Genomic DNA, 23653 nt, shown 5'->3' with positions numbered 1-23653 from the left:
TTCCACGCCGGCGATGAAGTCCCCTTCATCGCCCGCCGCTGGCCGACTTCTTCAACAGCCTGCTAGGACGCGCGCTCCCCGGATAACCTGCCGGTGAAAATGCAGCATTCGCCGGCGACGTCAAGCGGCTTCCAACTGATCTTCGTTCAACTCCACAGGTGTTGCGCGTCCGAAGATGCTCGCTAGCACGGTGTAGCGCCCGCGCGGCGCGTCAATGCGCTCGATAATCCCGTTGTAGGTCGCGAACGGCCCATCGGTGATGCGGATGGTCTCGCCGGCCTTGAACAGGGCCTTGATGAGATCCGGCACCAGCTTGCCGTTGCGGCGGTGACCGGTGATGTGGTCGGCGAATTTCTGCATGGCGAGTGGCCCGATGCGGATCGGCCTGGCGCTGCCCAGCCATTCGCGCGGCGTCCAGATCCAGGCCTCCTCGCCGCGCGCCCACATGCTCTCGACGTACTGGACGCTGGTGAGGTCGCCGGGCGTGTCGGCCGCGTTCAGGCCGACGAACAGCAGGCGCCGCAGTAACGGCACCTGGGCGACGCGGGCCTTGCCGTTCTCGGCCACCAGCCGTTCTTCCTGGCGCGCCTCGAATACGGGGAAGCCGCGCTCGCGAAGCGCGCTGGCGCAGCGCGAGGCCCGATTCTGCTCGGTCCGCACCACGACCCAGTCGCGAGCTTCGTCGACCTCGAAGCGCTCGGTCTTGGCGCGAGCGCGCACGCGCTCAGGCGTCGGCAGGGCGGCCCGCTGATAGGGCTTGGCCTTGCGGGCCCGCCGCATGGCGGCCTTGCCCTTCTTCTTCCGGGCAAGAGCCTTCGCCTGGCGGGCGGTGTTCTCGATGTTCGTCACGGCGGCCTCTCTCGGGGTCGCCGCGGTCACGGTCGGGTATGCGCGGTGATGATGGTAGCGGGAGCGGATCCGGAGGCAAGCGAACTGGCAACGAAAGTACCACGCTCAGGCGCCGAGCTACGGTTGTCCGGTTGTCTGCGTGTAAAAACTCCCAACCAGTTTTTTTTCTGAATCAGGATACCTAATTGATTTCCTGACAACCGTGACAACTGAACATATATATAAACAATATCAGTGATTTAGGTGTTTTCTTTAGGCCCGCCAAGCGCATCGCTTGTCAGCGACGACCGTATGGCTAAGGTTCGGTCGTCATCTGACAACCGTCGGCCGCCAGACGCGGTCGTCAGGTCACCAAAGCTTGTGGATTCTTTACCTGAGGACGGCTGCTTGCCGTGTCAATGAATGCCGATCCTGTACCACTACACGACGCCGGCAGGCTTGGAAGGCATCCTGCGATCAAGAGGGCTTTGGGTGACCGACACCCGCTTCTTGAACGATAGAAGAGAATTTAAAATCGGCTGGGACGTTCTTTCTGATACGTATAAGAAGAGAAAGGCTGAAATAGCGGCGATTAGCGCGCCAGCTATCGATAATATTGAAGGTTATATGGAGGGCATTGAATACACTAATGCCTATGTTGCGTCTTTTTCTGTAAACGGCGACATCCTCTCCCAATGGAGGGGGTACAATGGCGGCTTTGGATTCTCGATTGCATTCGATCGGGATCTTGTCCAAAAAATAGCAAACGGGCAAAACTTTAAATTGAGCAAGGTGCTCTACGATAGCAATCAGCATTGGCAAATAATTGATATGCTGTTCAACGATCTATGTGGCGACCTGAAAAGGACTGACAGTGAAAATGTTGCTCCCATCACCTTTCGATGGTGGAGAAGGGTGCTGAGGGTAGTTAGTATAATTAAAGACCGGCATTTCAGCGAAGAGTGCGAGGTGAGGCTGTTCGCTGAATATTGGAATGACAGCAATGTGAAGGTGCGGTCGACAGAGAGAAAACTGATCCCTTATCTCGAGATGATGCTCGGATTTGATATGATAGGTGGCCAAGACATAGCTTCCTTGGCCATCCAGCATGTAATTGTAGGGCCAGCCATGATGCCTAACCAAAGATATGCCGCAGAGCACTTGCTCAAACAATACGAGATTGAGGCTCCAGTGTATGAGTCAAGCATACCTTATATTGCAAGCTAATCAAATTTATGTGCTTGCCAGGGAATACCAAACCGACGGCGTTCCCCCGCCCTTCGGAACGGTTTTTTCGATCGCGATCTGCTCGGCCTCTCCCAGGGCCCGCACGATATCGCGCAAGTCGCGATCCTTGATCCGGTGGTTTAGGCGCCGGAGCAGGTCTCGGTGCTTGATCCTTCCGCCGGCGTCCCGGATTGCCCGGCGCACCATGTTGGCCGAGGACTGGTTCTCGCTGTCCGCGATGTAGTCAGTGGCGCCGCGCGCCATGGCGCCAGCGGACCACATGGCGAGTGCCACGCCCCATTCCATGTCCGCCTGCAACACAGCAGGAGCCGCGTTGTCGATGCCCACGGCCCGGATCGTCGCGAGCCGCACCGCCATCTCCGCCACGCGGGCATAAAAGGCCTGGGCCCGCACGTCGCCGTCGCATCGCCGCTCCACATCGGCCACGCACGCTTTGAACGTCGCCTCTGCCCCCGGGCCCCACGGCACCGACTGGCGCGGTGGCGGTCGGTCGAACATGGCGAGTTGCGCGGCCGCGAGCGGCCCTTGCCGGTCGACGATGGCCGCAACCCGCTCCGCGAGGCTTTGCGGCGGGTCTTGCGTCACTGTGGGCGTCTGATCAGCCGGGCGCTGGCGCGTCTCCAGGACCAGCATGCGGTTCAGAACGCCGTTGGAGGTGTCGCCGCCCTCCAGGGCGCCGTAGAACTCCTCGGCCGTCGACACGCCATAGATCGACATGGCCGGCGCCATGATGACGTAGCTGGTCTTGCCGGCCCATTCTGGCGTCGGCATCGGCTTGAACGAGGCGCCCCAGGCGGTGCGCAGGACACCCGTGATGGCACCCTCGAAGCCGGAGGCCTTGCGGTTGTTGATCCGCTTCATGAAGGAGCCGAACTCGTCCATGGCGCAGACCGAGAGCGGCGCGCGAACCAGGAAGTTGATTACGGCCGGCATGGAAATGAACTGGCTGGGGCCGATGAACTGGCTCATCCGAGCCGCGCTCAGCACCGCCATGATCTGCGAGAGGGCGTGGTCCTTGCCGGCGCCTGTCGGCGCCAGTCCCACCACGTAGAGGTGGGTGCCCGAGCCCGTCGGGCCGGCCAAGTGCCGCCCGCAGGCCGTGCCCAGAATGGTGAGCGCCGCGCCCAACGCCAGCCCGCGTTGCGGCCGCCGGGCCGAAGCGCAGATCCAGTCCGTAAGGTCGCCGAGCAGGCCCGGCACGCGTGTCAGGCTCGTTGGCAACTCGTCGTCGAGGTCGGGCGCTCCCAGCACCTCGCCGGTCTCGGCGTCGGCCAGCGTGCCGTCCTCAGCCTCCACCACCGCGCGCGCCTGCAGGAGGCTTGCCGCAACATCGGCGCCGATTCCAACGTCAATCGCATAATCGCCGCTCTCGGGCACGTCGCGAGGCTTGAGGATCCCAGCGCGCAGGCCCGAAGTCAGCGTGGCTTGGCAGGCGCGGGGCCCATCATCCTTCAGTAGCCCACAAGCCTGGGCCGCGTCGGTGAGTGCGGCGCGAACCTGCGCCTCACCCAGGCACCCGCTACCAACGAGCGTGCCGAGCGCGAAGGCCGCTTTGTTCAACGCCTCGTTGCGCCCGCCCTTGCCGCAGGTCGCAACGCGCTCTCGCTCAGCCGCCAGCGCGGCTTCTCCATAGGCCCGGCGACGATCGTCGGTGGATTGCCGGGGCGGCTCCGGTGCCAATGTCGGCGCGGGGGCTGCGTTCTGCCCCTTGTCAACTGGACCGTCGAGAATTGCCCAGAGCCAGTCCGGCGCTGACTGGGCCGAAAGGAAGTCGTGGCCGTCCGCTTCGTAGCGCCGGCCGTCCAGCATGGTGGCGCCAGGAGCGATGACGTAGCCGCCGAAACCGCGAACATCAATTCCCTGATGATCGCGTTTCGGCGGCAGAGCGCCGCGCCCATTGCCATGATCGCGGCCATTGCGCCGGAACCAAAGATGCGAGCCTCCGGAGGGTGTTTCGACCCGCGGTGCCGAGACGAGACGGTCAGCGGTGACATTGCGCCAGTCGGCTTGGCCGCCCTCCCCATCCAGGTCAATGACGATGAAATCGGTCTTGGCGAGATCGATGCCGGGAACCGCGTCCGGCCAACGTTCCCACCACTGCTCAATGCGCTGCTCGTTCGTAGTGCTCTGGTTGCGCCAAAACACGCCGGGGTAAGGCCGTTTCGCCTGATCCCCATCCGGCTGGCAGGGAAATACAGCGATGCCCGCTCGCGCCAGATCCAGGGCCACGGCCAAATTGGAGAGCGCCTGATGGGCAGCCGCGTCGAAGAGGAATCCGAGGTTAGCCATGGCGACCAGCCCCCTTCCATTGAACGCGGTTGCCGGCTTCGCGCCACAGCGCGTCAGTTTCGCCTGGGTCAAGAGGTTCTAAAGCATATTTGCCAACCTCTCCGCCGATCCGGCAGAACCACGCCCCATCGCTGGCGGAGAAATCGCACCGATGTTTTGCTCCTCGATAGAGGGCAGCCATATCGCGCCGTTGATATGGCTGCCCGTGCAAGGTCACTTCAGTGCTTAGAAGAACGCCAAGCGTATCTTTGGCGTAAGGGCCAGGATACTCGAAAGGATATGCGCCCAGGATTAGTGTCTCTGGAACTCGAGCTTCACGCACTTTCGCAAGCTCTTCACCGTTGAGCACTAAGGAATCAAACGCAGCCGATGATTTGCTCATCACATCTAAGCTGCGCGAATCAAAGGTAGGCCATTGTATCGGCTTCACCTCCACAGGGATGGGACCCGCTGCTCCGATAAGGAAAAAATCTGGCACCCAGCCCTCTCCATCAACGGGCTCGTACTCCCAGCGCCAACCGGCAAGATCGAAGAACGCGGCCCAACGGGCTTCGAGGCGTGAGCGAAACTGGGTTCCAGCATAACGAGTAGGTCGCGCTACGATTTTCATCACGCGGCCTCGTTCTGGTTGATGTTGTCCGCTGTCTGATGAACGTTGAATAAGCCGCGGGCCGGGTGACCGGACGAGCCGCTACCGACTTGCAGTTTGATCTCGTCCCCGAAGTCCTCGATCACGAGGCGGCAGACATGCTGCCATTCCTCGGGATGCAACTGTGCAAGGTCGGTTCGTCCAAGACAGTCGAGATAATGACCCGCTCGTCCTTGGGACGCCCGCACGAGCGCAGCTCGCTCATATTCGTCGAATTCACGCACTGGCATGCGAATCATCCTCACTCCGTATTCACCGTCGGCGCACTGCTGGCACAGCCATCCGACAGCGTTGCCTTTTTGTAGACCTAGTCCATCCGCGCGCCTGCGGCACACGAAGCAGCTCTCTGGATTGTCGAGGTGTTTGGTCATGACGGCGGGCTCGCGCCCCACTGCCGGAGGACATCAGCGACGGGGCGACCGGTGGCAGCTGCCTCTTCGCGCGCGGCGGACCGCACCTTGTAGGTCGCGTCGTAGCCGCGCTGCGCGCCGAGCCGCACCTCGCGCGGCGTGCGCTGGAGCCAGGCAGCCTTGGTGCGGCGCCCGCGGGCCCGGTGCGCCACGACGTCGAACGTGCTTTCCTGCGTGCCGAAGCGGTGACCGCAGGTCATGCACGCCCGGCGGCGCGCGATGATGGCGCCGTCTTCGGCCGGCCGGCTGTCGACGACGCGCGTGTCGGAGGCGCATTTCGGACAGATCACGCCGCTTCCTCCACATTGAGCACGGCACGCGTCGACCAGCCCTCGCCCGCGGCGAAGCGATAGCCCACCACCTCGAAGAACTTGCCGGCCTGCCGGACCTGAATGGCGTGCGGCCAGACCAGATCGGCCTCGGCGCGATCCAGCGCATCCTCCACCGTGGCGGGCACCGCGCCGCCGCCGAGCCGGCGCCACCACTGGCCCGCCTTCTCCGCAGCCCGGCCGCCGTGCTCCAGGCAGACCCAGAGGCGGTGCGTCTGGATTCCGCAATGGAACTCCACGCGCATGCTGTCGGGCGAGCCGATCTTGGTGTGCCGGGCGAAAGACATGCCCGACACCTCGAGCCAGGGCGGCGCGCCGAGAGACAGGATGGCATGCTCGGCGTCCGCGATGGCCTCGTGCTTCGGCGCCTCGTCGCGCGTCCACTCGTGGCCGCAGGTGGTGCAGGTGCGGGTGTTGAGCGCCACCAGCGTGGAGCAGTTCGGGCATTCCTTTGCCCGGGCCTCCTCCTCGCCGTCCTTCCTCCGCAGCGCCTTCGGCTTGCCGCGGGACGTGATGGCGTCGATGGGCCCGTGCGTCTTCACCAGCCCGGCGTAGTCGAGGATGAGCGCATCATCCTTGCCCTGAGCCTTCCGCAGCGCCCGCCCCACGATCTGCACGTAGAGGCCCGTGCTCTGCGTCGGCCGCAGCAGCGCGATCAGGTCCACGTGGGGCACGTTGAACCCGGTCGAGAGGACGCCCACGCTGGTGAGGCAGCGGATCCGGCCAGCCTTGAAGGCGGCGATGATGCGGTCGCGCTCGCCCGACGGCGTCTCGCCCGACACCGCCTCGCAGGTGATGCCCCGGGCCCGCACGGCGTCGCGCACGGCGTCGGCGTGCTTCACCCCGGCGCAGAAGGCCAGCCAGGCGCGCCGATCTGCGCCTAGCGCCACCATCTCAGACACCGCCGCCTGCGTGATGTCGTCGTGGTTGACCGCAGCCTCCAGCTGGCCCGGGATGAAGTCGCCGCCGCGCTTGCCGACGCCCGTGGTGTCGAGCTGCGTCAGGGGCGCCTTGCTGACGAGCGGCGACAGGTAGCCCTCGCGGATAAGGTCGCCGACATTGGCCTCGTAGACGATGCGGTCGAAGATTCGACCCTCGCCCTCGTCGAGGCGCCCGCTGTCGAGCCGGTACGGCGTGGCGGTGAGGCCCACCACCCGCATGTCGGGCGTGAGCGCCTGCAGGCCGGCTAGAAACTTGCCTTAGCTGGTGTCGGACGCGCGCGGGATGAGATGCGCCTCGTCAACGATGACGAGGTCGAAGGCGCCGAGGCGCGCCACCTTGTTCCAGACGGACTGCATCCCGCAGAACAGGATGCGCGAGTGCGTGTCGCGGCGCCCGAGCCCGGCCGAGTAGATGCCAGCCGGCGCGCCGGGCCAGTATCCCAGCAGCTCCTTGAAGTTCTGGCTGACGAGCTCGCGCACATGGGTGACGATGCAGATGCGCAGATCGGGCCAGCGCTCCAGCGTCTCGCGGACGAGCGCGGCGATGACGAGCGCCTTGCCGGCGCCCGTGGGCAGCACGATGAGCCCGTTGCCGCCGCCCTCCGCCCAGTGACCGTAGAGCGCATCGAGGCTGGCGCGTTGGTAGTCGCGAAGGCTCAGCATGTGCCCGCCTCCATCTCGTCGAGGGCATGCGTGAGCGCGTCGGCCGCGATCTCCAGCGCAGCCATGGCTTCCGGGCCGGACGCGCCGGCCAGGATCTCGGCGATGTCGCGCAGGGCGTTTTCGTAGAGCGCTGCGAGGGTGAGGTCGGCGGATCTGGGCATCCTCACACCCGCATCGGCATGAGAACGTTGAGCGTGCCCGCGATGGCCTCATCCGGCACGATGCGCAACGGCGCGCCCGGCGAGGTGAAGTGCATCCGCATGGTCTTGGAGCCGATCCGCTCCATGCTGGCTGCCAGTTCGTCGAGGTAGCGACCGTTCAGGCCGAACTCGTCGAACTTGGCCGACACCTCGCAGCCCAGCTTAGCCCGCGCCTCGCCGAAATCCGGATCCTTGCTGGAGACGCGAACGCCGTCGGCCTCGAACGCGAACTTCGTCGGCCGAACCATGCCGTAGCCGCTTGATGCCGAGAGCTTCAGGGCGCGCCGAAGCACCTTCGTCTCGATCGCAATGACCGTGTTGCTCGCCACCGGCACGACGCGGCGCCAATCCGGGAAGGTGCCATCGATGGTCTTGGCGCGCAGCCGCACCCCGTCGGCGATGACCTCGACAAAACCGACCCGATCGCCCGCCACTCCCTTGTGAGCAGTAATTGTCGCCTCGCCCTTTCCGGCATACTGCACGGCGAGCGCGGCGGCCTTCCGCGGGAAGATGACATTGCCCTGATCTGCGGTCTTCGCCGGCAGCCCAGTCTCGCGCTTCGCCAAGCGGTGGCCGTCCGTCGCCACCGCGATGAGGATGCCGTCCTTAACTTCCAGGCAGATGCCGTTGAGATAGTAGCGCGTCTCCTCACGTGAGATTGCGTGCGACACGCCACCGATCAGGAACTGCAACACGCCCTCGGCGAGGCTCGCGCCCCAGGCCTTGTTGCCCATTGTCATGTTCGGGAAGTCGATCGCGGGCAGCGAGTTCATGGTTGCCGTCACCTCGCCGGCGGTCATGGTGACGGCGCCGTTCTCGTCGGCCTCGAAACTGACGCGCTCGACATGTGAGACGGCGCGAAGAAGGTCGCGAAGTCGGCAGGCCGGCAGGCAGACTGCGCTCTCACCGGTACCCTCGATCTCAGTCCGAACCTCGATGTCGAGGTCGGTTCCGCGAACCGCGATGGTGCCAAAGCCCATGGCGAGCTCGACGCAACCCAAGATCGGGATGGTGTTTCGCCGCTCCGTCACGGCGGCGACGCGGGTGACGGCACGCAGCAAGTCGGCAGTGGTCGCCTCTGCGCGGAACAGGACGGAATCGGTCTTCTTCGCGGTCATGCTGTCCTCCTGAGATTGACTTGGCCATCCACCCACACGGACCCGTCGGCCATGCGGTAGGTCACGGTGCCCCGAGCGGGATCGGCATCGATCTGCTCGCCGGGCACGAGATCGGGAATGAAGAGGTGATCCGGGCAGCCGGTCTGCATCCCGTCGTAGGAGAGCCGGCGCCCGTGGCGCTCGCAGTCCCAGCGCGGCCCGTCGCTCGGCGACGAGAACATGCAGGTCCGGCAGTTCTGCCGCGGGAACGCGCCCTCGTGGCAGATCGCGCGCGCCGGGCACCACTGGCAGGCAAAGGCCGCCTTGGTGGTCGGGTCGTCATGGAGCCGAGCCGGCGGGCGCGGAGCGGCCACGATGCGCTCGATGCGCGCCACGAGCGCCAGGCAGAAGGTCGGATCGTACTCGACCCGCTCGCAGTGGATGGCGTCGTCGTTCTTATTCGCGACCATGTAGAGGCCACGGCGCAGATCGAGCGCGTGCATGTAGAGCTGGATCTGGGCGTAGTGCTCCGGCTTCGTCTCCCGGATCGGGCCTTTCGCGATCGCCTTGAACGACTTGTCGTTGGCGCTCTTGCACTCGATTGCATGCGGCGTGACCGGCGCCTCCGGCAGGCCGGTTGCGACGCCGTCGAGCTTGCCCCGGAGGTGGCCGCCGGCCAGATCCACCCGGATCTGCTTGCCGGTGGCCTCGTCGATCTCCTGCACGTCGCAGCCGATCATGCCGAGCATGGCCAGCAGGCGGCTCTCGTACAGATTGCCGCTCTCGAAGCGGCGCTGGCGCGCGCCTTCCGGCTGCTCGCCGGGCGCGGCCCAGCGGAACGCGTACCAGAGCGCGCGGTCGCAGGGGTTCGCAACGCCCGACATCGGTACGCCGGCACTGTCGCCGTCGCGTGCGGTCCGCACGAACGCCTCGTCGATGGCAAGCGCAGTGTGAGAGAGAGGAGGAGGGAGCGCGGCCATCAGAAAGGCATCCCCCGCGTCCGGCCACTATTCAGCGCATCCAAGATGGCAAGCCGAACGGTGCGGGTCTCCTCGACACCCATAGGTGAGTAGGCATCGTGCTCAGGCCGGCCCGCCATGTAGCCGCGGCACCAGCACAGCAGGTCCGCCATGCCTTCGCCGAGGCGTCCGGCTTCAGACCGTTTCAGGGTGATAGTGATGGTGTCGTCAGGCGCCTTGTCAGGCAAAGCGGTAGCGTTCATCGAACACGAGCCTCGTGCGATGTGAAATCGGATGGGGTGGAAGGGCGGCCGGTTCAGGAGGGCAAACCGGGGCCGGCCGCCCGGCTAGACTAGAACGGCGGGTCGCCAGCGACCGGGCGGGCACCGCCCGACGGTGCGGCCCAGGGACGCCCGCCGGCGGGACGTGTTGCGCCATTCGACGCCGGAGGCGCCGAGCGCTGGGCCGGCGCCGCCTTCGCAGCCGGCGGCTGACCGCCGCGCGCCTTGTACTTCTTCACCGCATTGCGGGCGTCGTACTCGCCCCGCGCCGGCTCGATCTTGAGGGTGACGACGAGCGGCTTGAAGTGCAGGTCCTCGCTGTCCTCGATCGGCCCGGTGCCGGTCGCCGCGCAGATGTCGGCGAGCGCGCGCTGCGCGATGCCCTGCGCCACCGCGTTCGAGTTCCGGATGTTGAGGTTGTCCCAGACCTTCCGGTTGGCGAACGGGCCATCGATCACCTCCAGGGTGAGCTTCAGCATGTCGCCGCCAGCCTTGGTCTGCGCGATGTCGCTCTCGACGATCTGCATGTTGTAGTCGCCGGCCGGCATCGGCTCGAAGGAGCGCTCGTCGTCCGGGACCTCGTTCGGGTCGAAGGTGTTGCCGAGGTAAGCCATGTCTGATCACTCCGCTGCGATGCGAGCGGCTTCCGCCGTCGCGAGATGGGGGAAGAAGGGGGCGAGCGCGTCAAAACCCTTGCCGGGCTCGTAGAGCGTCTTCTCGGGCAGGCCGTACCGGTTGCCGGCCGCGTAGGCTGGGCGCGAGGTGGCGTGCATCCAGACGGAGCGGCCGCCCTGGCCGATGGCGCGGCTCTTGTTGAACCCGGCGTCCTCGGACTTCACGGTGACATCCGGCTTCACCAGCAGCACGACGTCGGCTTCGCGCTTCAGAAAGTCGCGCGCCTTGTCGTGCAGGTCGATCTCGTAACGGGAGTAGCCGACCGTCTCCGGGTCGTCGAAGCGCTCGATCTTGGAGTGCGCGATCAAGATGATCGTCATGCCGCGATCGCGCCGCAGGGCATTCAGCCCGTCGAGCACTTCCTGCCAGACCGCGAGGGCGTAGACGTAGCCCTTACCGTAGCCGAAATCCTCGATGCGCTTCTTCTTGTTGCCCTTATCGTCCCCGCGCTCGCCGGTCTCGGCCCAGATGATGGGCTGCAGGGCGGTGACGCTGTCGAGGACCACGGTCTGGAACTCATGCTCGCGCTCGTAGAGCATGCCGATCGCCGACATGAGGTCCTCGAAGCTCTCGATCTTGCCCATGCTCGCGATGTCGAGAACGCCATCACCTTCTTCCGTTTGGAGGAAGCAGGGCGCCGGGAACTCGGACGCCAGCGTGGTCTTGCCGCTCTTCTCTGGCCCGTACTCCAGGATGACCGGAGGTCGCGGCCTCTTCTTTTGTGTTAGCGAGTCCCAGGATACTGCCATCACTTCTCTCCTGTGCGGTCGCCATGTCTTGGGAAGGCCCGGGGGCACCCGGAACAAGACAGGGATGGCGACCTGACCGCCCGTCGGCGGTGCTCCGGGTGCCCCTCGGTGTTGCTAGGCGGCCAGCTCAGGGGAGGCCGACGCGGCAGCCTCCCCGTCGCCGGCGCATCCCGACCGCGCCGCGGTCGTGGAAGGCTGAATTCTCGTGGTCTCGAGCAGGCGGACGCGGACGCCAACGACGTCGCTGGCCCAGCCGGCTTCGATGTGCTGACAGTCGCTGTCGTCGGCGACGGCGCCGGCCAGAACGAGGGCGTCGCCCACCGGCTTGATGAGGTTGTCGATGTCCCGGCGCCGGCGGTCCGGTCGGCCGATCGCGAGCGCCATTGCGTAGGGGCCATCGAAGCCTCGGCCGCGCGTCTCTGCCTGAATGATCGAGGTGCAGGCGGCTCGCCAGCGCTCGTATTCGGCCGAGCGCAGCACCTTCTTGCCGACGTGCCGCCACATGCGGTTGGCGCTCGGCGGATACGGCAGGGTGACGATGAGAGAAGCGAGAGTCATCGCGCCACCTCCTGGGAGGCGGCGAGGCGCGCCTTCAGTCCTGCGATGCCCGCTTCGATCTCTTCCAGCGCTCGATCATCGCGGCGAAGAGCGCCCAGACGGACTGCCAGAAGCTCATTCTCAAGGGCCTGGATCTCCAGCCGGACCTGACGCTCGACGGCTTCCTGGAGCGCCACCAGCAGTTCGGCGCTCACCGTCTTCGGGGCTCGGAAGAGCAAGCCCCAGATAGAACCATAGGGTTGGCGAAGGCGGGCGGCGACATGCTTCGCGACCTCCTTGACCGGCTGACCTGTCGTCCGCGCCTCGACCTCGACGAGGCGGCGCGCGTAGCGACTGGCCGTAGCGACTGTCGTCATCGCGCGGCTCTCTGGTTGCTTCGTTCGCAAATCGGGGTTGAGCCGCAAGGCACCGCTCCTGTGGTCGATTGCACGTCGACAGGAGCGAGGCGGACATGGAGGCTCGAAAGGGTACGCAGGACGTAGAAAACAGCGCGATCGACGGCCTGGCAGCCCAGATCGCGGGACGAGATGCCGAGAGCCCCTGGCAGGGCGATCGGCGGACGAAGAGAGAGAAGATACCGCGCTGGCAGACGCGCTTCCCGCGCGCTGCCGCAGCGCTGGCCCGCAGAAAGAAGCGGGCGAAGACGACCCCGGCGCACGACGCGCGCAGCCTGATCGTGTGGCTCACGACCGCCCTGGCAGGCAGAGCGTGAGCAGCGAGCGGCCCCGGAAAGGGCCGGAGCCCAAAGGCCCCGGCCAGTCAGGGAGGAAACGCCCATCAGGGCAACGGACGCGCCGAGGCGCGAATTCTGGGATGAGGCGCGCATCACGGACGCACCTCGACGGCATCGACGAACAGGCGCTGCCACTCGCGGGCGACAGTGCCCAGCACGACGACCGTGTAGAGAAGCGCGGCGCCGAGGCAGATGCGAGTGACGTCGGACATCACGCGCTCCAGGGGCTCACGACGGCGGGGGTGGAGCTCACGAGCCGCGGCACGCACGGCACCTCGGCCTCGGCGAGCGCGGCTTCCTCCACGAGGCGGGCGGCATAATGCCGTGCCTCATCGGGCGTCATCGCCTGCGACAGAACCGTGCTGTTCAGCTCGTTCCACTGACGCTGCACGCCGACGAGCAGCATGCCGCCCGCACGGTCGATGAAGCTGATGACGGTACCAACCTCGTCGGTCTTGCAGACCCCAGCATCGGTACGGGTTTCACTGTTCACGCCAGACCTCATCAAGTAAGAACGACGCAAGTACAATACTTAGATCGTGCAGTATCGCACAGGGGCGTATGAATGCTCTGTAAAGTCTCGTATTGCGCGAAGCACAGAGGCATACTGCTGCTTGATCGATTGTTTGCGATCAGCGGAGAGCCGCATGCGCCCCGAGAATTTCGACGACATGATTGCCGAGCAGACTGCCCAGCAGCAGGTGGTCCTGATGATGCTGCGGCGGGTCGCAACGCTCTGCCGCGAGGCCGACATCGATCCGATCGACACGGCCGCGCACTGGAAAGAGATGGGCTCGGCCGCGATCGACCAAGTCGACTTCCGCGTAGCACCCGGGCACGAACTCATCGTTCGCGAGAAGGCCAAGGCTCGGATGAAGGCCATCATCGAGATTGGCCTTCAGTAAGCCCCTCCAGGAACGGGCAGGTCAGCGGGGCCGGCACGTCGGCGCGGGAGCGCGGTGGCGGAGCGGCCGGCACCTGGAGCTCTTGCGTGTCATCCTCCGACCCGCTCGCCGCCCGGATGAAGCTCCGGATCCGTGAGGCCTTCTCCAAGGTAACGGTGCTACCGGCTCGTAACCTCGTCACGAGCTTGCCGTCGTTGACTGCCTTACGGCCGAATGTGCTCGCGGCCATATCGGTGGTGCCGATGAAGGCCTCGATCTCATGAAGAAGCTGGCTGGTCTCGCTCATAACGAGAGAGATAAAGGGCATTTGCCCATCAAGTCAATGGGCATCTGCCATATTGGCGATGGGCAAAAGGGTGGGCAGTCTCCCACCATGCTCGACAATGCAGTCCGCCGCCGCCTGGAAGAGGAAATGAACGCGCAAGGGCGCGAGATGAAAGAGCTGTCGATCGCGGCCGGGCTCGGTGAGACCTACGTCCGTGACGCGCTGAAACGCGGTCGAGGGAAGCTCGAAAACCTATTCAAGGTCGCCGCCGAGCTCGGAAAGTCAGCCGACTGGCTCGTCGGCGTTGTCGACGGAGCGGCGGAGCTTCGAGGCAGAGCTACGCTTGCGGCCGAGTCGTCGGTCATACGCCGGGAAGCGGCACCGCAATACGGGCCGCCCCTCGACGTGCTGGGCGTGGTGAAGGGCGGGGACGATGGAAGGCTCGTCTACAACGGCCAGGTGATCGAGACGATTCCACGCCCGCCGATCCTAGAGAACGTCGAAGACGCCTACGCCACCTACGTGGCCGGCGACAGCATGCGGCCGCGCTTCAAGGAAGGCGAGAAGGTGTGGGTTCATCCCCACAGGCCAGCGAGGCGTGGGGATGATGTCGTTGTGCAGATTCACCCGGAGCAGGAGGGTGACGCGCCCGAAGGCTATATCAAAGAGTTTGTTCGATACTCTGGCTCCATGCTCGTGCTGTATCAGCATAATCCTGCGGGAGAAATCGAGATTGATCGCAAGCTGGTCAAGTCAATCCATGTGATCGTCGGATCTCTTTTCGCGTAGGATCATCACAGATCATTTCTAATGATATGTTTTTGCCTAGGCCTCCCGCGCCAAAGCAATCCCAACATTTGAGGCGCCGTCCAAGGTCGCCGAAAGTCCGACAGTCCAGCCTTTCCAGTTCGTCCAATCGCGCTCGATCGAGGAAGCCGAGATGACCGCAATCGTCGCATGAGACGCGAACAGCATCCGAGGCGGTGAGCGGGACATCGAGGCGCGGGTCTTTGCTCTTCGCCGTCTTTGCACGCTTCACCAGGGCAGGCTCGCTGACAGGAATTCTTCGGGGATCAAACCGTTCTGGGCGATCAGTTCAGCATCGCCCCATTCGCCTTCCGTTGGATCGCCAGTCCGTGAGAAGGCGAGCGCCCCGACCAAGCCTCCGCGAAGTGCTTCGACTGCGCGTTCCGCGCTACGCCGGTTGGGCACCTGCACTGCGTCGCCAGCGATGATGCGGTTGCCCTTTGCAGCTCGCTTGAAGGGTTGGAAAACGTAGAACGTGACCTCCGACATGCGCCGACTCCGTCTGGGTGAGTACGCTCAGGCTGCCCGTGTTCTGAGAACAAAGGAAGAACATAAAGAACGGTTCCGGACCGAATTTTTCAGCGCCTGTGGACAGAGGTGGATAAAGCCGATGGGCATACACTGAGGGCTATTGCCCATTACGGCGTTGACATAGGGCATTTGCCCATTATGATCCTGCCCATCGCCACCCCGCGATGGAGCCGCCCGATGCGCCGCCGCACCTTCGACAACTTCCGCTTCCTGCAAGACCTGAAAGATGACCGCTCCAAACGCGCCAACGTCCGCGAGGAGCGCCTGCGCACGGCCACCGGGCTCTCCGGCACCCCGGCTCTCGCCCTGTCCGCCTGGCGCGGCGTATCGGGCAAACGCTACGTGGTGGGTGTGCACCAGCTGACGACGACGAACGTTGTCGATGCCGGCCCAGGCGTCATGATCGCGGTGCGGCGGGATGAGGCCGGCATTGCCGAGCCCATCAGCATCATCGCAGACGGCATCGTCGGGCGCATCGCGGCCTGGACGGGTGAGGCGCTTCGGATTGGCGCCACTGAGCTGCACGTCCACCGTCTGGGCAAGCATGCGAACGAGCGCGCCGCGATCGTGGACGACCTGACGGTCACCGCCCCGGCTGCCGATCTTGAGGTGGCGTGATGCCCCTCATCATCGCCCTCCTGACGGCCGTCATCGTGCTCGCCGCCCTCTTCGTCGCCTGGCCCTGGCTGCGCATGCCCCGCACCGAGGCCGGTGACCCCGACCTCACCGCACTGGCGCTGATGCTGCTCGGCGTCGCCATCGCGGCCGGCGGGCCCGTGACGGTCTGGGCTTGTGGGGTGGCCGCATGACCCGCCCCGACAACGCCTTTTCGACGATCCCCGATTTCAGCGTCCCGCCTCGCGATCTGATCCGGGAATCCCGCGCCGCGCGCCGGCACATCCCGATCCACACGCCGCTGGATCCGGAGGTGCTGTGGCAGGCGCTGGAGCGCGTCGCGGCCACGCGGACGCACGACGAGGCGCGGGACATCGCCAAGGCCGCGCTCGCGCTGGCGGGAGAGCGGTGATGACCCAGGATGACGTCATTGCCGTTCTCGAGCGCGAGATCTCGGCCGCGGGCGGGCGCAAGCGCTGGGGCGGTCGGGCCGGTATCTCGGTCCAGACGATCCACTACGTGCTCACGCGCGTCCGCAAGCCCAGCCCAGCCATCCTGAACGCCCTCGGCTTTGTCGAGGTGCCGACCTACGCGCCGGCCCGCACCATGGCCGCTCTCGGCCGCCCCGCTTCGCCTACGAGCACGCCTGCAGATCAGGAAGAAGGACGGGTGGCATGAGCGATCGTCCCATCATCTTCAGCGCGCCCATGGTCCGCGCGCTACTGGCTGGCCGAAAGACGCAGACGCGGCGCCTCGTTCGGTTCCCCGGTTGGGCCGCCGGCATCTTCACCGATCCGCTCAAGATCGTGGTGGAGACCGACGAGCGAGGCCGCGACCCCGAAGTCATCTGCGAGAGCACAGGATGTCTCGCGGCTCTCCCGCTGCCTTACACGGTCGGCGATCGGCTCTATGTCCGGGAAGCGTGGGCCCCGCTCGACGCTCTGACCCACGGCGACCCGGGCGCGCAGGCCCTTGCCGAACGCGGGTTCTACCGGGCCGATGAGGGCACCGTTGAGGGTGAGATCGCGCGCTGGCGCCCGTCCATCCACATGCCGCGCTGGGCGTCGCGCCTGACGCTGGTCGTGACCGATGTGCGGGTTGAGCGGCTGCAGGACATTAGCGAAGCCGACTCGAAGGCTGAGGGCGTGGAGCCAATCTGCGACCACGGCGTCGGCAACGAGCATTTGCACCGCATCGCCTTCGAGCAGCTGTGGGAACGCCTGCACGGCAAAGGTTCCTGGCTCGCAAACCCCTGGATTGCCGCGATCAGCTTTAGCGTCCACCGGGCCAACATCGACGCCCTGCTGCGCGAGGTGGCGGCATGACCCGCCGCAGTCACTCGAACATCATGACCTTCAGTGTGTCGCGCCCGCGCCAGATCACTGTGCAGGGTTGCGGCTCGAAGTGGGGCGCCAACGAGAGACAGAACCAGTCGGGGAGGTCTTTCACGAACCTCGTTGCGACCAGCGCCCGGCCACCTGTCAACCGAACGGCTTTGCACTCAAACCTCCGTGGCCAGTCCCGGAGCAGAATCTCCGCGTCTACCAGCGCTGAGCGAGCATTGGCTTCTGAATGCAAAATCACGGCAGCACCTCACCCGCGTCGAGATCTTGCGAGATCTCAGGCTCCAGGGACTGCCAGTAAGTTAATTCGATACACGACGATCAACGGCAACTTTGGAACGCATATTTCCCGTTATGGATGGAATGAACGAGAGGAGAGCAGGATGGCCGGTGATTTCGTCACCCGTATCCCGGCTGCCCCTGTCAGCGTGCTCGGCGACGGAGCCGCAGCATGACCTACCACGACCGCACCGGCACCGACCCGCACCAGGGCTCCGCGATCGCCGTCCGGACCTGCAACGGCGAGGTCACCCTCGAACTCGGCGTGATGCGCAACTTCGGGTCGATCTCGGCCGACGCATGGGCCGCGCTGAGCCCGGCCGAAGCGCGCGGGGTGGCGTTAGCTCTGCGTGTCTTGCTCTGCATCATCCTTGGCGTTCTCGAAGAACAACATGTCGCGTGTGATCATGACAAATGCTGTAACGCCAATACCCAGGCAGATCATATCGAATATCATTTTGAAAAACTGAGACATCGGAATGCACCCGTAGCCAGCAGCGCAAATTTGGGATCGTTTACTTTAATAATGCCGGGCCACCGCCGCCTCCAGGGATCTTCCGGAGTAATGTTGGGTTTGATGCATGAGGTGCGCCATGGCTGACGAGCAGCAGGCAGACACCTGGACCCTCACCACAACCCGCAACCCCGACGGTACGGTCGATCTCACGACGACCATCGCCACCGAGGGCGAGCCGATGATCGTGGTGCTGCGCCTGAACCGCGAGGAGGCCCGCGCTCATGCTCGGGGCGTGATGGCTGCGGCAGGGGATGCGATCGAGCGGACGTTTGGAGGGGAGGGCGCCTGAACCATGTCCACGTCCCGTTCCCAGGAGCGCGCCGAGCCGACCTGCCTCTACCCGACGGAGGACGAGATCGCTCGCTTCGTCGTCGGGCCCGGCCGCGCCAAGACTTGGCCGAGCCTCGCCACAGTCCTCGAGCGCGGCGGATTCCCGAAGGTCGACGTCATGATGGGCGGCCGCTACTGGCCGGCCGTCAAAGCCTTCCTCGACCGCCGTCACCATGTCGGCGAACATGCTTCCGCCCGGCCGCTTCGCCGGGGAGAGGAGGGTACCGATGCCCAAAGACCACGACCTGTACGCGCCAGGTCTTAAGCGCATGAAGCGCCACAACGGGCGCGTCGATCTCTACTGGGTCGCGGACGAGAAGCTCGTCGCGAAGGGCTACCTGCCCAAGACCGTTCGCCTGTTCGGCGAGTGGCCCTCCCCCGAGATCGCGTCCCGCTGCGCCATCCTGCACGCCGAGATGATAGAATGGGCCTCGGGCCGGGAGCCCGCACGCAACGCTGCGCCGGAAGGCACCCTCGCCTGGGTTTGCCGTGCGTTCGAGACCGATCCCGACTCGCCCTTCCACGAGAAGCGGCAGGACACCCGCACCTTCTACAGCAAGTACATCCGGCACCTCGTCGACAAGGCCGGCGACGAGTACCTGTCGCAGATCGTTGGGCGCGACGTGCGCCGCTGGCACAAGGAATGGGTCGCTGAGCTCGGCGAGCGCAGCGCCTACGCCTGTATCCAGACGCTCCGCCGAGCCGTGAATTATGGGTGCGAGCTGCGCGACAGCGACGCGATCGAGCTCGCGGCCGTGCTGGAGAAGACCGAGTTCCGGATGCCGAAGGCGCGCAAGCGTCGGCCAACCTACGAGCAGATCGTCGCCCTACGGCAGGCCGCGCACGAGGCCGGGCGGGCGAGCATCGCACTCGCCGTCACCCTGCAGTTCGAGTTGGGTCTGCGGCAGAAGGACGTCATCGGCGAGTGGTACCGCCCCTCGGAGGACGAGCGGGCGCGCATCGCCGGCGCGATCACGGACGGCGCCTGGGTCTGGCACTGGGGGCTGATCTGGAGCCACATCGATGCGGCCATGCTCCTGCGCAAGCCGACGTCGAAGTCGAACGGCAACGAGGTGGCCGAGCATGATCTACGAGTGCATCCCGACATCGTGGCCGAGCTGCCGCCGCGAGGGGTCGGGCCGATCCTGATCGACGAGCGCTCGGGCAAGCCGTGGAAGCGGACCCACTTCTCGCACACGTTCCGGAAGATCGCACGCGCCGCGGGCTGGCCGGACGAGGTCTGGAACATGGACAGCCGCGCGGGCGCCGTGTCGGAAGCCTTCGAGGCGGGCGCGGAGCCGGCCGACGTGATGCGCACGGCGACGCACACGCAGATGTCGACGACGATGATCTACAACCGGGGAGGGGTGGTGCAGTCGAGCCGCGTGGCAGAGCTGCGGGCGGCCCGCCGAAGGGGCCGCAAAGAAGGCTGAAACGCTTCCAGAACAGACTGCGGTAACAGACTGAAAAATGCCGGTAACAAGCTCCGGCTGGAAATCGCGCTAAGTGCCTGAAGGTATTTGGCTCCCCGAGCAGGACTCGAACCTGCGACAAAGCGATTAACAGTCGCTTGCTCTACCAACTGAGCTATCGGGGACCACGGCCGGGTGTCTACACATCGGGGATGCCGGGCGCAAGGGTGCTTTTGCGGGTTGTTTGACGATTCCGTCACGAAGCCGCGGGGCGGGGACATCCGGCGATCACGGTACGCGCGCGAGGGCCCGCAGGGGCGCGGCGAAGGGCGGGCGACGGGGCGAGGGAGCGGAGAGAAACACCGTTGCCCACCGCACCATGCCTCTGCTAGAGACCCCTCTCCCCCGCACCGGCCGCCCGGGCGGGGGCGCGCTTGCCGGCCCCGACTCGAGGGCCGCCCGCGCCGGACGGCCTCGTGGCGGAGTGGTTACGCAGAGGACTGCAAATCCTTGCACGGGGGTTCGATTCCCTCCGAGGCCTCCAATCTTCATCCAGCATCGACGACCCGCCGCATCCCCGTCCCGGGCGCGCGAGGGCGGGCCTGACAGGGGGCCGCCGGCCTTCGCGCGGGAACCTTGCCTTTTGCGGGCCGATCCACGACAAACCCGCCAGCTTGGGCGTCCGGCCCGGACCCGCCCGGGCCCGGCCGAGGGCGCGAGACCGACACGCGTCGAGGGATACCAGCCATCATGCTCGATTATGCGCAGGCGCGACGCCTCATGGTCGATTGTCAGCTGCGGACCTTCGACGTGAACGACATTGCGGTCCTGGACGCGTTCGACGCCGTGCCGCGCGAGCGTTTCGTGCCCCCGGGCCGCGAGGATTTCGCCTATATCGACCAGACCCTGCGCCTCGGGGACCAGGACGGCGACGTCCGCTTCCTGCCGGCCCCGATGGTCCTGGCCCGGATGATCCAGGCCCTGGCGATCCGGCCCGGCAACCGCGTCCTCGATATCGGGGCGGGCTACGGATACGCCGCCGCCATCCTGGCCCGCCTCGGCGGGCGGGTGCTGGCCCTGGAGCCGGTCACGGCCCTGGCGCAGGCCGCGCGGGAACGGCTCGGGGCCGAGATCGAGCTGCGCGAGGCGCCGCTGGCTGCCGGCGCGCCCGAGCAGGGGCCCTACGATGCCATCCTGGTGGAGGGCCGCGTCGAGCTGCGGCCCCAGGCCCTCCTCGACCAGCTCAAGGATGGGGGACGCCTCGTCTGCGTGATGGGGCCGGATCGCGCCGCCAAGACCACGCTGTTCGTGCGGGCCGGCGACGCCTTCGGGGCGCGCCCCCTCTTCGACGCGAACCTGCCGGGCCTCTCCGCCTTCGCGGCCGAGGCCGGCTTCTCGTTCTGATTGCAGAAGGCCCCGCGCGCCGTGGGAATCGGGCGGGCGCGCGCGCCTCGGATGCCGGGCCATGGCCCGGCCGGGGCGTGGCGGGGCGCGGCGCTCCTTGCCGGAACGCGGCCCGGGTGCTTTGGTACGAATCAGGACGCGGGAGGCCCTGTCGGCGGCAACCCCGTGTTCTTGCAACGTGAAATCGGCGGAATCCGCCTGAATTCGCGCTCTGCGAGTGTCGCTTTTATGCGCCACCTTCCCACGATTCTTCCGCCAGGACCCCCGGGCCCCTGGGCCCGACGGTTCAAGCTCGGCTAATGTCGGCGCTAGGGCGGGCTTAACTGGAAGGTGCGTATCAACGCGCCACAACCGTCGCGAGACGGGAATCCGGTTCCTTCGAGAAACCGCAAGGGCTGATCGACGTGAGTAGACGCAAACCTGCGACGCGCCCCGCGCTTCGGCTGACCGGCATCGCTGCCGCGGCCAGCATCGCGGCCGCCAGCCCGGTCCGGGCCGAGACGCTGGAGAGCGCGTTGGCACGGGCCTATGCGGGCAACCCGCAGCTCAATGCGGGGCGTGCCGGCGTGCGCGCGACGGATGAGAACGTGGCCATCGCGCAGTCGGGCTACCGGCCCACCGTCGGCGTCCAGGCCAGCATCGGCACCACCTACACCGAGGGCAACCTCTCCGGCGCGAACCTGCGGCAGACCCTGATCCCGGGGCAGGCGGGCATCACCGTCACCCAGAACCTGTTCAACGGCTTCCAGACCGACAACTCCACCCGGCGCGCGGAATCGACCGTCTACAGCCAGCGCGAGAGCCTGCGCTTCACCGAGCTCTCGACCCTGTTCAACGCCGCCCAGGCCTACATGGACGTCCTGCGCGACACCGCCAACCTGGAGCTCAACCGCAACAACGTCGAGGTGCTCGAGGAGCAACTCCGCCAGACCCGCGACCGCTTCAATGTCGGCGAGGTGACCCGCACCGACGTGGCCCAGGCCGAGGCGCGCCTCGCCGGCGCCCGCTCGCAGGTCAGCGCCTCCGAGTCGCAGCTGCGCTCCTCGATCGGCATCTACCGGCAGGTGATCGGCGTCGAGCCGCGCCAGCTCGCCCCCGGCCGTCCCCTCGACCGCTACGTCCCGGCCAGCCTCAACGCCGCGGTCGATATCGGCCTCAAGGAGCACCCCTCGATCCTGTCGCAGATGCACGCGGTCGATGCCGCGGAGGCGCAGGTGAAGGTGCTTGAGGGCGCGCTCTACCCGAGCGTCAGCCTGCAGGGCTCGGTCGCCCAGAGCTACGACCAGCAGATCCGCAACTCGAACGGCGTCGCCGCCTCGATCCTCGGCCGGCTGACGATCCCGATCTACCAGGGCGGCCAGGAATACGCGCAGATCCGCCAGGCCAAGGAGCAGGTCGGGCAGGCCCGCATCCAGGTCGAGCAGGTGCGCGACCAGATCCGGGCCGCCGTGGTCTCGGCCTGGGGCCAGCTCGAGGCCGCCAAGGCCCAGGTGATCGCCTCCCAGGCCCAGGTCCAGGCCAACGAGGTGGCGCTCAACGGCGTGCGCGAGGAGGCCCGCGTCGGCCAGCGCACCACCCTCGACGTCCTGAACGCGCAGCAGGAATTGCTCAACGCCCGCGTCAACCTGATCGTGGCCCAGCGCAACCGCGTCGTGTTCTCCTACGGCGTCGTGCAGGCGATCGGCCGCCTCACCGCCCGCTTCACGGCGTTGCCCGTGGCCGCCTACAGCGCCAAGACCCATTACGACCAGGTCAAGGATCTCTGGTACGGCGTGCGCACCACGGACGGGCGCTGAGGCGCGGGGGCCTCGGCATCCGCTCCCGTCACGCGTTTCTCCGGGCACCGCGCTCCATTTCTCCGGGACTGTGTCGCGGATGCGCTTGTCCAGGGCTCAGGGCGTGAAATACTGGCCGGCGTCGTTCTAGACTTCCTCCCCCTGCCGAGCGCCGTCCGGATGAGTGCAGCGAGCCCCAAGACGCAGGACAAGGCCGCCGAGCCTTCGATGGAGGAGATCCTCGCCTCCATCCGCCGCATCATCGCCGACGATCAGGCGGTGAAGCCGGAGGCGACCCCCGTCCGCTCCGCCCCGCCGCCGCCTGAGAACGACGACGTGCTCGACCTCGCCGAGGTCGCCGAGCCCGTGCGCAAGCTCGAGGCCGCCCCGCAGCCGATCGAGCCGGAGCCGATCGATTTCGGCGACGAGGCCCTCGATTTCGACGCCATCGAGGTGGAGCCCGAGCCCGAGCCGGAGCCCGTCTTCGAGCCGCCGCCACGGGCCGTCATCGCCCCCGCGCCGCGCCGGGAGCCGCCGCCCGCCGAACTGCACGACCCCTTCCTCGACGCGCCGGTCGAGCGCCTGACCTCGACGACGACCGATGCCAGCGTGAACCAGGCCTTCTCCATGCTGGCCCACACGGTGCTCAGCCAGAACAGCCGCACCCTGGAGGACCTCGTCAAGGACATGCTCCGGCCGATGCTGAAGGCGTGGCTCGACGACAACCTGCCGACCATGGTCGAGCGCTTGGTGCGCGCCGAGATCGAGCGGGTCTCGCGCGGGCGCTGAGACGACCTCGCCCGCGCCGGAACGCGGGCCCGGATGGCGGTCATCGGGCGGCCATCGGGCGGCCTCGTGTTG

31 protein-coding genes, 2 tRNA genes and 1 pseudogene are annotated in these 23653 nt (G+C 66.3%); 17 read left to right on the top strand and 17 right to left on the bottom strand.

Features of this window, described 5'->3' with window-relative positions; translation table 11 throughout:
• Positions 1–120: 120 nt before the first annotated feature.
• Positions 121–780 carry a transcription termination/antitermination protein NusG gene (gene nusG, locus F6X53_RS22655; protein WP_151002619.1) on the bottom strand — a complete coding sequence of 220 codons (660 nt, stop codon included), beginning with the start codon at positions 778–780 and terminating at the stop codon, positions 121–123.
• Between the two features lie 471 nt (positions 781–1251).
• On the opposite strand from nusG, the gene F6X53_RS22650 reads away from it, so the two are divergent.
• Positions 1252–2055, top strand: a complete 804-nt coding sequence (locus F6X53_RS22650) for a DUF2971 domain-containing protein (RefSeq protein ID WP_151002618.1) — start codon at positions 1252–1254, stop codon at positions 2053–2055.
• 6 nt (positions 2056–2061) lie between these two features.
• On the opposite strand, the gene F6X53_RS22645 is transcribed toward F6X53_RS22650, so the two are convergent.
• The 13 genes and pseudogenes from F6X53_RS22645 to F6X53_RS22590 form a co-directional block, all read right to left on the bottom strand.
• The gene (locus tag F6X53_RS22645; RefSeq protein WP_151002617.1) at positions 2062–4365 is read right to left on the bottom strand and encodes a bifunctional DNA primase/polymerase; all 2304 of its coding nucleotides are present in this window, start codon (positions 4363–4365) and stop codon (positions 2062–2064) included.
• A complete protein-coding gene (locus F6X53_RS22640; RefSeq protein WP_151002616.1) occupies positions 4358–4975 on the bottom strand; it encodes a hypothetical protein in 618 nt (205 codons plus the stop codon). The genes F6X53_RS22645 and F6X53_RS22640 overlap by 8 nt, the downstream gene beginning before the upstream one ends.
• The gene (locus tag F6X53_RS22635) at positions 4975–5385 is read right to left on the bottom strand and encodes a hypothetical protein (protein WP_151002615.1); all 411 of its coding nucleotides are present in this window, start codon (positions 5383–5385) and stop codon (positions 4975–4977) included. The genes F6X53_RS22640 and F6X53_RS22635 overlap by 1 nt, the downstream gene beginning before the upstream one ends.
• The gene (locus tag F6X53_RS34050; protein ID WP_151002614.1) at positions 5382–5714 is read right to left on the bottom strand and encodes an NrdR family transcriptional regulator; all 333 of its coding nucleotides are present in this window, start codon (positions 5712–5714) and stop codon (positions 5382–5384) included. The genes F6X53_RS22635 and F6X53_RS34050 overlap by 4 nt, the downstream gene beginning before the upstream one ends.
• A pseudogene (locus tag F6X53_RS22625) lies at positions 5711–7357 on the bottom strand (DEAD/DEAH box helicase). Before F6X53_RS22625 ends, F6X53_RS34050 begins: the two are co-directional and overlap by 4 nt.
• Positions 7351–7518 carry a hypothetical protein gene (locus F6X53_RS32570; RefSeq protein WP_191970944.1) on the bottom strand — a complete coding sequence of 56 codons (168 nt, stop codon included), beginning with the start codon at positions 7516–7518 and terminating at the stop codon, positions 7351–7353. The pseudogene F6X53_RS22625 and the gene F6X53_RS32570 overlap by 7 nt, the downstream one beginning before the upstream one ends.
• 2 nt (positions 7519–7520) lie before the next feature.
• Positions 7521–8675, bottom strand: coding sequence for a DNA polymerase III subunit beta (dnaN, locus tag F6X53_RS22620; RefSeq protein WP_151002613.1), 1155 nt, complete (start codon positions 8673–8675; stop codon positions 7521–7523).
• Positions 8672–9577, bottom strand: a complete 906-nt coding sequence (locus F6X53_RS22615) for a PD-(D/E)XK nuclease family protein (protein WP_238296821.1) — start codon at positions 9575–9577, stop codon at positions 8672–8674. Before F6X53_RS22615 ends, dnaN begins: the two co-directional genes overlap by 4 nt.
• A gap of 56 nt (positions 9578–9633) precedes the next feature.
• A complete protein-coding gene (locus tag F6X53_RS22610; RefSeq protein ID WP_151002611.1) occupies positions 9634–9876 on the bottom strand; it encodes a hypothetical protein in 243 nt (80 codons plus the stop codon).
• An 89-nt stretch (positions 9877–9965) separates the two neighbouring features.
• Positions 9966–10508, bottom strand: a complete 543-nt coding sequence (locus tag F6X53_RS22605; RefSeq protein ID WP_151002610.1) for a DUF669 domain-containing protein — start codon at positions 10506–10508, stop codon at positions 9966–9968.
• 6 nt (positions 10509–10514) lie between these two features.
• On the bottom strand, positions 10515–11318 hold the full coding sequence (locus F6X53_RS22600; protein WP_151002609.1) for an ATP-binding protein: 804 nt from the start codon (positions 11316–11318) through the stop codon (positions 10515–10517).
• A 114-nt stretch (positions 11319–11432) separates the two neighbouring features.
• Entirely contained in the window at positions 11433–11876 is a 444-nt protein-coding gene (locus F6X53_RS22595) for a RusA family crossover junction endodeoxyribonuclease (protein WP_151002608.1), read from the bottom strand.
• Positions 11873–12280, bottom strand: coding sequence for a hypothetical protein (locus tag F6X53_RS22590; RefSeq protein ID WP_151002607.1), 408 nt, complete (start codon positions 12278–12280; stop codon positions 11873–11875). Before F6X53_RS22590 ends, F6X53_RS22595 begins: the two co-directional genes overlap by 4 nt.
• 47 nt (positions 12281–12327) lie before the next feature.
• Between F6X53_RS22590 and F6X53_RS22585 the strand changes: the two genes are divergently transcribed.
• Positions 12328–12588: a hypothetical protein gene (locus tag F6X53_RS22585; RefSeq protein ID WP_151002606.1), complete on the top strand. Its 261-nt coding sequence runs from the start codon at positions 12328–12330 to the stop codon at positions 12586–12588.
• Positions 12589–12820: 232 nt separating this feature from the next.
• Here the strand turns inward: F6X53_RS22585 and F6X53_RS22580 are convergent, their stop codons facing one another.
• Positions 12821–13102, bottom strand: a complete 282-nt coding sequence (locus tag F6X53_RS22580) for a hypothetical protein (RefSeq protein ID WP_151002605.1) — start codon at positions 13100–13102, stop codon at positions 12821–12823.
• Positions 13103–13256: 154 nt separating this feature from the next.
• Here F6X53_RS22580 and F6X53_RS22575 point away from each other — a divergent pair, with 154 nt between their 5' ends.
• On the top strand, positions 13257–13514 hold the full coding sequence (locus tag F6X53_RS22575; protein ID WP_151002604.1) for a hypothetical protein: 258 nt from the start codon (positions 13257–13259) through the stop codon (positions 13512–13514).
• A 259-nt stretch (positions 13515–13773) separates the two neighbouring features.
• Positions 13774–14568 carry a LexA family transcriptional regulator gene (locus F6X53_RS22570; RefSeq protein ID WP_151002603.1) on the top strand — a complete coding sequence of 265 codons (795 nt, stop codon included), beginning with the start codon at positions 13774–13776 and terminating at the stop codon, positions 14566–14568.
• 246 nt (positions 14569–14814) lie between these two features.
• Here the strand turns inward: F6X53_RS22570 and F6X53_RS22565 are convergent, their stop codons facing one another.
• The gene (locus F6X53_RS22565) at positions 14815–15075 is read right to left on the bottom strand and encodes a hypothetical protein (protein WP_151002602.1); all 261 of its coding nucleotides are present in this window, start codon (positions 15073–15075) and stop codon (positions 14815–14817) included.
• A gap of 219 nt (positions 15076–15294) precedes the next feature.
• Here F6X53_RS22565 and F6X53_RS22560 point away from each other — a divergent pair, with 219 nt between their 5' ends.
• The 9 genes from F6X53_RS22560 to F6X53_RS22520 all read left to right on the top strand — a co-directional run bounded on the left by F6X53_RS22560 (position 15295) and on the right by F6X53_RS22520 (position 19634).
• Positions 15295–15735: a hypothetical protein gene (locus tag F6X53_RS22560; protein ID WP_238297929.1), complete on the top strand. Its 441-nt coding sequence runs from the start codon at positions 15295–15297 to the stop codon at positions 15733–15735.
• Positions 15735–15926, top strand: coding sequence for a hypothetical protein (locus tag F6X53_RS22555; RefSeq protein ID WP_151002601.1), 192 nt, complete (start codon positions 15735–15737; stop codon positions 15924–15926). The genes F6X53_RS22560 and F6X53_RS22555 overlap by 1 nt, the downstream gene beginning before the upstream one ends.
• Positions 15923–16144 carry a hypothetical protein gene (locus F6X53_RS22550; RefSeq protein WP_151002600.1) on the top strand — a complete coding sequence of 74 codons (222 nt, stop codon included), beginning with the start codon at positions 15923–15925 and terminating at the stop codon, positions 16142–16144. Before F6X53_RS22555 ends, F6X53_RS22550 begins: the two co-directional genes overlap by 4 nt.
• A complete protein-coding gene (locus tag F6X53_RS22545) occupies positions 16144–16410 on the top strand; it encodes a hypothetical protein (RefSeq protein ID WP_151002599.1) in 267 nt (88 codons plus the stop codon). Before F6X53_RS22550 ends, F6X53_RS22545 begins: the two co-directional genes overlap by 1 nt.
• Positions 16407–17057, top strand: a complete 651-nt coding sequence (locus tag F6X53_RS22540; RefSeq protein WP_151002598.1) for a hypothetical protein — start codon at positions 16407–16409, stop codon at positions 17055–17057. The genes F6X53_RS22545 and F6X53_RS22540 overlap by 4 nt, the downstream gene beginning before the upstream one ends.
• A 469-nt stretch (positions 17058–17526) precedes the next feature.
• Positions 17527–17955: a hypothetical protein gene (locus F6X53_RS33290; protein WP_238297524.1), complete on the top strand. Its 429-nt coding sequence runs from the start codon at positions 17527–17529 to the stop codon at positions 17953–17955.
• The gene (locus F6X53_RS22530) at positions 17948–18160 is read left to right on the top strand and encodes a hypothetical protein (protein WP_151002597.1); all 213 of its coding nucleotides are present in this window, start codon (positions 17948–17950) and stop codon (positions 18158–18160) included. The genes F6X53_RS33290 and F6X53_RS22530 overlap by 8 nt, the downstream gene beginning before the upstream one ends.
• A 3-nt stretch (positions 18161–18163) precedes the next feature.
• On the top strand, positions 18164–18466 hold the full coding sequence (locus tag F6X53_RS22525) for a hypothetical protein (protein WP_151002596.1): 303 nt from the start codon (positions 18164–18166) through the stop codon (positions 18464–18466).
• Positions 18429–19634: a site-specific integrase gene (locus F6X53_RS22520; RefSeq protein ID WP_244965609.1), complete on the top strand. Its 1206-nt coding sequence runs from the start codon at positions 18429–18431 to the stop codon at positions 19632–19634. The genes F6X53_RS22525 and F6X53_RS22520 overlap by 38 nt, the downstream gene beginning before the upstream one ends.
• Positions 19635–19722: 88 nt before the next feature.
• Here F6X53_RS22520 and F6X53_RS22515 read toward each other — a convergent pair.
• Positions 19723–19798 (bottom strand) — tRNA-Asn (locus F6X53_RS22515).
• Positions 19799–20083: 285 nt separating this feature from the next.
• Here F6X53_RS22515 and F6X53_RS22510 point away from each other — a divergent pair.
• The 4 genes from F6X53_RS22510 to F6X53_RS22495 all read left to right on the top strand — a co-directional run bounded on the left by F6X53_RS22510 (position 20084) and on the right by F6X53_RS22495 (position 23581).
• Positions 20084–20157 (top strand) — tRNA-Cys (locus F6X53_RS22510).
• Between the two features lie 206 nt (positions 20158–20363).
• A complete protein-coding gene (locus F6X53_RS22505; protein WP_151002595.1) occupies positions 20364–21017 on the top strand; it encodes a protein-L-isoaspartate O-methyltransferase family protein in 654 nt (217 codons plus the stop codon).
• A gap of 404 nt (positions 21018–21421) precedes the next feature.
• On the top strand, positions 21422–22813 hold the full coding sequence (locus F6X53_RS22500) for a TolC family outer membrane protein (RefSeq protein ID WP_238296135.1): 1392 nt from the start codon (positions 21422–21424) through the stop codon (positions 22811–22813).
• Positions 22814–22972: 159 nt separating this feature from the next.
• The gene (locus F6X53_RS22495; protein ID WP_191970943.1) at positions 22973–23581 is read left to right on the top strand and encodes a PopZ family protein; all 609 of its coding nucleotides are present in this window, start codon (positions 22973–22975) and stop codon (positions 23579–23581) included.
• Positions 23582–23653: the final 72 nt, after the last annotated feature.

The organism is Methylobacterium soli, from assembly GCF_008806385.1.
GTDB classification, from domain to species: Bacteria; Pseudomonadota; Alphaproteobacteria; order Rhizobiales; family Beijerinckiaceae; genus Methylobacterium; species Methylobacterium soli.
The sequence above is the reverse complement of the archived record's forward strand: the minus strand, read 5'-3'. Positions and strand labels throughout refer to the sequence as shown.